This window comes from Blautia sp. OF03-15BH (assembly GCF_003463065.1).
Taxonomy (GTDB): Bacteria; Bacillota; Clostridia; order Lachnospirales; family Lachnospiraceae; genus Limivivens.
The window spans coordinates 1-7758 of sequence record NZ_QSCM01000033.1; the positions used below are offsets into that span (position 1 = coordinate 1).

Genomic DNA, 7758 nt, shown 5'->3' on the forward strand with positions numbered 1-7758 from the left:
ATTGGTGTGGGCTACCGCATGATGAAAATAGAATAACGCTATGAGGACGGCCAGTGTTCGTACATGGCTGGCCTCGCTAATTGTGTTATGACGATTTCTCTTGTCCGTAAAAATGTTGCATCTAATCGTCGAAAGCGAGCCTGTTTCTGAAACTCTCTGCAAACGCACAAATGCCGATAAAGCTTGATAGGACAGGCATTTTCGGATGAAGTCAAAACATAAAAGTTCCTATTTCCCTACGCATCCCCACGCAGAAATGGCGTAAAAATGGAGTAGAGGAGCCGGCGGTACGCAGTTGCGAAAATCGCCTGCTGCAACATTACTAAGAATATTCAAGCTGCCCTGCTTGTGCGCAGGGTAGCTTTTTTATCTGCGCACTGGCGCAGAGAGATACAAGGCGTTTCACTCCTTTGATCCTTCAAACACAAATGAGCCTTCTCCGTTTGGTATAGAAACGGAAAAAGCTCATTTGTGTTGTACCACACCTGTCAAGCGGCGAAGAACTTTGGCAGCGCTATGTCTCATCCTCCGCCAGCATACGGTATCCGACGCCAAGCTCGTTGATGATGTAGCGCTTTTCACCGGGCGTCACGCCCATTTTCTTGCGGATGTTCTTCATGTTGACTTGCAGTTTTTTGACGCTGCCATAGTCCGAATACCCCCAGACCGCCCGAATGATGGCGGCATACGTCAGCACCTTTCCGGCGTGAACGGAGAGAAACGCCATGATGTTGTATTCCGTCTGGGTCAGGTCGATCTCCTCTTTACCCACAAAGACCTGCCGTGTATCATAATCGATCAGCAAGTCCTGAAGGCGGAATTTCCCGCCAGGGGTACTTTCATTCTCTTCACTGTGCCGATGGCTGCGGAGAGCGGCACGGATACGAGCCAAGAGTTCCTCCGTGCCAAAGGGCTTGGTGATATAATCATTCGCCCCCAGATCCAGAGCCTCCACCTTGTCCCTCTCATTGGAACGGGCGGAGAGCACAATGATGGGAACTGTGTCCGATTCCCGGACTCTCTGAATCAAGTCCAGACCATCCCGATCTGGCAGACCGAGATCCAGAATTATGAGGTCCGGATGATGGGAAGCGTACATCATCATGCCGAGCGCACAGGTCTCCGCGCAGAGCACCTGATAGTCGCTGGTTTCCAGATTGGCTTTGATAAAGCTTCGGATGTTGGCCTCATCCTCTACGATCAGAATCTTGAATTTATTATTGCCCATCGTCCTCACCCCCTCTTTCCAGAGCAAAGCGGAATACCGCACCGCCGCCACTTCTGTTTTCTGCGGTCATGTCACTGCCGTGTGCCTTGACGATGGCGGCACACACAGATAGTCCGATCCCCATATTGCTGCGGGTCCCGTCCACCGGCGCGGCAGACTTTTCATAGCTCCCGGCAAAAATCTTTAGAAGCGCATCCTCCGGGATGCCGCAGCCGTTGTCAGCGACCTCAAATACCGCCTTATCCCCTACGAGCGAAACGGAAAGCGTCAGCTCTGTCATGCCTTTTGCGTGGAATACAGCGTTTTCCAGAAGATTCAGCAGTACCTGCTCAATAAGGAGCGAGTCCATGGGAATGTCCACAAACTCGTCCGGTATCTGCGTGATGACCTTCTGATTCGGATGCTTTTTGGAAAACTTCATCAAAACGGAGTCGATCAACTCATCCAGAACAGTGGGCGTTTTCACGACCTCGACCTTCGCGCCGTCGATCCTTGTGACAGACAGGAGATTTTCCACCATGCGGATGAGCCATTCGCTGTCCTCCTGAATTTCTCCCAACAGCTTGAGCTGCTGCTCCTTTGACAGCGCGTCATACTTGGAGATCAGCGTGGAGGATGACCCGTATATGGAGGTGAGGGGCGTGCGCAGGTCATGGGAGATCGCCCGCAGCAGATTGCCCCGCATTCTCTCCTTTTCGTTTTCTGAGCGAAGCTTCTCCTGATTGCGGATACGAATGTTCAGCGTGCTGGTGGAAACGGCGACGATGAGCATGATGACGGCGGATAGGATGCTTTCCTCTACGAAAAAGTCGAAGGCATAATAGGGATAGGTGAAGGCGAAATTCACCGCAAACACGCTGACGATAGCCGAAGTGATGCCATAGCAATACCCGTGGGTTTTCAGTGAGATTAAAAACACGCCGAACACAAAGATCATGGGTACCAGTGTCTGCGTGGTAAAGAGCTTCTGAATCAGCAAATTGACGGCAAAGGCGCTGCCAAAAATAAGGATCGAAAATAGAATATCTTTTTGTCGTTGACGGTTCTTCATCATGCTTCTCCTGAAATTTATTGCGGCTTTATTATACCGCATAAGCGGAAACGCTTCAAGATTTCTCACGGAAGGATATTGCGCCGCACTTGTTTCTTTACCGAATCTACACCGGAGAAATGCTATGATGTAAGTACACAACAAAAAGGAGGAAGAAGTCTGTGGAAAACGACAGTAGCGATGATAACGGTAACTGCTCTTATATGGTCTGTTCGTATGTGGCATATCTACGCCCTTTGCTGCGGTATCGGGTATAGGTGTGTCTTTTTTGCATGAAATGATCGTATGAACAGAACATAAAGGAGTTTGAAATGAATTATTTTGGAAGCATTTTCGCAATGGTGGCCTGCATCGTCATGTCCGCCTATTTCAGCGCCACAGAAACGGCATTCTCGTCTCTGAATAAGACCCGCCTCAAGGTGTTGGCGGACAACGGAAACAAGCGGGCAGCGCTGGCGCTCAAGCTGTCCGAAGATTATGACAAGCTGATTTCCACCATCCTGATCGGCAACAATATCGTCAATATCATGGTAGCGTCCATCGGCACACTTCTGTTCGTCGGATTTTACGGCGACATCGGCGCGACGGTTTCTACGGTCGTTGTAACGATCGTTGTTTTGATTTTTGGTGAGATCACCCCCAAGAGTGTTGCAAAGGACGCCCCTGAACGCTTTGCTTTGTTCAGCGCGCCCTTTATCCGCCTTTGGATTTGGGTGCTGACACCGTTGAATTTTCTCTTTTCCAGGTGGAAAAAGCTGGTTTCCCGCTTCTTCAAGACGGATGACGACGCAAAAATGTCCCACGAGGAACTGCTTCTTTTTATGGAGGACGTGGAGCAGGATGGCGGCATTGACGAAAACGAGGGCGAGCTGCTGCGCAATGCTCTTGAGTTCCGCGACCTGACGGCGGCAGAAATTTTGACCCATCGAATCGACTTGGAGGCCGTGGACATCGGCGAAAGCCATGAGGAAATTGCCAGAGCCTTTACGCAGTCCCGCTTTTCCCGCCTACTGGTCTACCGGGATACTATCGATCAGATCGTCGGCGTTCTTCATCAGAAGGACTTCTATATCAACGGCAAGATGACGGATCAAACCATTGCGGAGATTATGACGGAGCCGCTGTTTGTCTATCAGCACACAAAAATCCGGGATATTTTGAAAATGCTCCAGCATCAGAAGTCCCATGTCGCCGTAGTCGTAGACGATTTTGGCGGGACGCTTGGTATTGTTACGATGGAGGATATTCTGGAAGAACTGGTCGGTGAAATTTGGGACGAACACGACGAGGTGGAAGAAGATTTTGAAAAGCTGGAAGAGAATACCTACCGCGTGGACTGCTCCGTCAGCTTGGAGGATTTTATGGAATTCTTTGACGTCAAGCTGGAATCGGACAGTGTTTCCGTCGGCGGCTGGGTCATGGAGCAGCTGAATAGAGTCCCCATCAAGGGCGATTCCTTTATCGCTCAGAATTTGGAGATCACGGTCTCCGATCTGAGTGCGTACAGGGTATCCTTCATCACAGTCAGGCAATGCGACGTGTGTTTGACCTGCGAACAATAAAGCAATCGCGCGATTCATAAGGGGTGAGGATGATGCCGGAAGAAATACTTTGCAGAAAGCGCCGCCTTTCGTCTTTTCAAATTATCATATTGGGCTTTGCAGGGGTCATTCTGCTGGGCGCAGTGCTGCTGATGCTGCCGCTTTCCACAACAGCCGGGTGCGTAACGCCATTTCATGAAGCACTCTTCACCGCGACCTCCGCTGTTTGTGTAACGGGCCTTGTGGTGCAGGATACCGGCAGCTATTGGTCGGGCTTTGGTCAAGCGGTGATCTTGACGCTGATTCAGATCGGCGGGCTCGGTGTTGTCACCGTGGCGGCATCGTTTGCGCTGCTGTCCGGGCGAAGAATCTCTCTGATGCAGCGTAGCACCATGCAGGACGCCATCTCAGCGCCGAAGGTCGGAGGGATCGTCCGGCTGACAAGGTTCATCCTGCGAGGGACATTTCTGATCGAACTGACCGGCGCGCTTGCCATGCTGCCGGTGTTTTGCCGCGACTACGGATGGCACGGGATTTGGATGGCGGTATTCCACTCCATCTCCGCCTTTTGCAACGCCGGGTTTGACATTCTGGGAACGAACAATAGCTTGTATCCGTCCCTTACCGGTTATGTCCAAAATCCTGTGGTCAATATCACGATCATGCTGCTGATTATCACCGGCGGCATCGGGTTCTTGACGTGGGATGACATTTGCGAAAACAAACTGCACTTCCACCATTATCGATTGCAAAGTAAGGTCATTCTCGTTACGACACTCACACTGATCGTTCTTCCGGCGCTGTTTTTCTTCTTTGTGGACTTTGACGCTCTGTCCCTCGGAGCGCGGGTTCAGGCAGCGCTGTTTCAATCGGTCACGCCAAGAACGGCGGGCTTCAACACAGTCGATCTATCTGCCATGTCCAGCGCATCGATGGGCGTGATGATTCTTCTGATGCTCATTGGCGGTTCTCCCGGCTCCACGGCAGGCGGCATGAAAACCACCACGCTGGCAGTTCTGCTTGCCAATGCTGCCGCGACCTTCCGTCAGCGGGACAGCGCCCAGTTCTTTGGGCGCAGAGTCGATTGCAGCGCCGTCAAAACCGCCGCGACCATCCTGACGATGTACCTTGCGCTGTTCTTTGGCGGAGGTGTTTTTATCAGCGTATACGAGGATCTCCCGCTGTCCTCCTGCCTGTATGAAGCAGCGTCGGCAGTAGGCACGGTTGGACTGACATTGGGTATTACGCCGCAGCTGCATATTCCCTCGCAAATGGTATTGATCGCGCTGATGTATCTGGGCAGAGTCGGCGGGCTTACACTCATTTATGCGGCGGTTTCCAGCAAGAAAACCGGCAGCGCAAAGCTGCCGCAGGAAAGCATCACGATTGGATAAGCAAAGGAGCATCTATCCCATGAAAAATGTTTTATTGATTGGAGCAGGCCGCTTTGGGCGGCATATCGCCATGCAGCTCTCTCAACTGGGGCATCAGGTCATGGCAGTCGATACCAATGAGGAACGGATCAACGATGTGCTTCCGTTTGTCACCAACGCACAGATCGGCGACAGCACCAATGCGGAGTTTCTGCGTTCGCTCGGTATCGGAAATTTTGATGTTTGTTTTGTGACTATCAGCGGCAGCTTCCAGAACTCGCTGGAGACCACCTCGCTGCTGAAAGAGCTGGGTGCCAAATGCGTGGTATCCCGCGCCGAACGCGATGTGCAGGCGAAGTTTCTGCTCCGCAACGGCGCAGATAACGTGGTCTACCCTGAAAAGCAGATGGCAAAATGGGCGGCGATCCGATTCACTGCCGACCATATTTTCGACTACATAGAGATTGACGAGCAGCACGCCATCTTTGAAGTGCAGGTGCCGGAGGCGTGGATCGGGAAAAGCGTTGGTGAGCTGAACGTCCGCAGAAAGTTTGGCATCAACATTCTTGGCATCAAACGCGCAGGAAAAACGGATGTTTTCGTTACGCCGGACACCATATTGTCCGATGACATTACGATTTTGGCGTTGGGTGAGTATAAAGCTCTGCAAAAGTGCTTTCGGATTTGAAAGGGCCTCCCATACTGACAGAAAGGAAGTACATTGAGAAAAAACTACAAAACACAGCCGGTGACAGAAACGGGGATCCCGCGCCGCAGGGAAGCAAGTGGCCGGACAAGACGATCATTCGCTATATTACCCGCGCACTGGTGCTGCTGATCATATTCGCATGGGCGCTGGTAAACCATGACGCTGTTTTGCGGTTTCTCGGCAAGGTGCTTGCGCTGTTCACTCCGTTTTTGATCGGCGGCGCGATTGCTTTTTTGATCAACGTAGTCCTTCGACCGTTGGAATGCTGCTGGAACAAAGTGTGCCGCAAAGCTCCTGCAAAGCTGGTCCGCCCTGTGTGCCTGACAGCAAGCACCGTACTTGTCCTCGGAATTCTGTTTGCTGTGGTGTTTATGATGATCCCCAGCCTGCGGGAATCCGGCGATGAGTTTATCCAAAACATTCCGCTCTATGTGGAAGAGATTGGACGGTGGTGGACAGGCGTTGTCCAGTTTGCCGCAAAATATAACATCGTCCTGCCCGAATACGCCATAGACTCTGACCTGTTGATCGAGAAGGTCACCGCCTTGATCAGCGACGAGGGAAGCGACATCCTCACCGTGACGTGGGGCGCAGCAACCTCTGTCCTGTCGGTTTTGGTGGATGTTCTCTTGGGACTTGTTTTTGCGCTGTATCTGCTTGCAAAGAAAGAAGTCATTGCAGCACATTTGAAAAAACTCATTGTGACAGTCCTTCCGCAAAAGAAGGCGCAGCGGCTTCTGAGTATTGCCTCTCTGACCAACCAGACCTTCACAAACTTTGTCAGCGGGCAGCTTACCGAAGCGGTCATCATCGGCGTTCTGTGCTTCTTTGAAATGCTGATCCTTGGGATCCCGTATGCCGGTGCGGTCTCGGCGTTTGTGGCTGTTACTGCGCTGGTGCCGATTTTCGGCGCATGGATCGGCGGCGGTCTTGGTGCGTTTTTGATCCTGCTGGCAGAACCCGGCAAGGCTCTGTGGTTCATTCTCTTTTTGCTCGTTTTGCAGCAGGTGGAGGGCAACCTGATTTATCCCAAGGTGGTCGGTAAGTCCGTTGGGCTTCCCGGACTGTTGGTGCTGATGGCTGTCACAATCGGCGGCGAAGCATTCGGCATCTTCGGGATGCTGTTCAGCGTTCCCGTCTGCGCCGTGCTGTACAGTCTTTATCTGAAGTTCATGAAGAAAGCAAGTGCTCGGCACTGAATGATTCATAATCGGATAACTTCTGAGCATTGGGCTGTATGCCAAATGCAAAGGGCTTGGGATACTCCCAAAATCGCCGCGTGTCCGGACAGCGGCTGTGCTTGCTGTTCTCTCAAATCTCAATATCCGCAGATCGTGATGTCCCCGCTTTTTCAAAAGCAGGGACATTTTTTCTTCTCCGATACTTAAAAAACGGCAGAAAAATGTCCGTTGTATAGTAGAAGGCTTTTTGAAAATATCGCGCATCTTTTTCCGGACAAAAGGCAAAAACATGTCCGTGTGTTATATGGAAGGAAAATTTTTCGCGCTACCCCCTAATTTGCAAGAATTTTGTCCGTTGTAAAGTGAGAGGAAACCACTCGCGAGGCAGAACCGTGACAGACCGCATCATTTTGTCCGTTGGAAAGTAGAAAGGGCAATTTGGAGCAGCGCACAGAGATTGTTTCGCCGTCTCCGAAACTTTTTCAAGAAATCTGGGACAAAACCGGCCTCTGATTCACTTAGCTAAGTAGAGGGGGATCAGGGGCAGAAGAAGTTTTTTGAAAGAGGGTGCCAAGTTTTTGAGGAAAACTTTGACAGCGATTTCCGGCAGCGCAGACAATTTGCTTGCAAATTATAAAAAGATGGATGATGCATTGCGGGAGCAGACCTTTACCG

6 protein-coding genes are annotated in these 7758 nt (G+C 51.3%); 4 read left to right on the top strand and 2 right to left on the bottom strand.

The window, feature by feature from the left end; all coding sequences use genetic code 11:
* Positions 1-514: 514 nt before the first annotated feature.
* Both DXA57_RS16820 and DXA57_RS16825 read right to left on the bottom strand, forming a co-directional pair.
* Positions 515-1228, bottom strand: coding sequence for a response regulator transcription factor (locus DXA57_RS16820; RefSeq protein ID WP_117768413.1), 714 nt, complete (start codon positions 1226-1228; stop codon positions 515-517).
* On the bottom strand, positions 1218-2282 hold the full coding sequence (locus DXA57_RS16825; RefSeq protein WP_199612774.1) for a sensor histidine kinase: 1065 nt from the start codon (positions 2280-2282) through the stop codon (positions 1218-1220). The genes DXA57_RS16820 and DXA57_RS16825 overlap by 11 nt, the downstream gene beginning before the upstream one ends.
* Positions 2283-2590: 308 nt before the next feature.
* On the opposite strand from DXA57_RS16825, the gene DXA57_RS16830 reads away from it, so the two are divergent.
* Genes DXA57_RS16830 through DXA57_RS16845 form a run of 4 tightly spaced genes read left to right on the top strand, consistent with a single transcriptional unit; the run spans position 2591 to position 7101 of the window.
* A complete protein-coding gene (locus tag DXA57_RS16830; protein ID WP_117768415.1) occupies positions 2591-3841 on the top strand; it encodes an HlyC/CorC family transporter in 1251 nt (416 codons plus the stop codon).
* Between the two features lie 32 nt (positions 3842-3873).
* On the top strand, positions 3874-5214 hold the full coding sequence (locus tag DXA57_RS16835; protein ID WP_117768416.1) for a TrkH family potassium uptake protein: 1341 nt from the start codon (positions 3874-3876) through the stop codon (positions 5212-5214).
* Between the two features lie 19 nt (positions 5215-5233).
* Positions 5234-5881 (top strand): potassium channel family protein, encoded by a 648-nt coding sequence (locus tag DXA57_RS16840; RefSeq protein WP_117768417.1) that lies wholly within the window; start codon positions 5234-5236, stop codon positions 5879-5881.
* Positions 5878-7101 carry an AI-2E family transporter gene (locus DXA57_RS16845; protein WP_158571358.1) on the top strand — a complete coding sequence of 408 codons (1224 nt, stop codon included), beginning with the start codon at positions 5878-5880 and terminating at the stop codon, positions 7099-7101. Before DXA57_RS16840 ends, DXA57_RS16845 begins: the two co-directional genes overlap by 4 nt.
* Positions 7102-7758 lie beyond the last annotated feature (657 nt).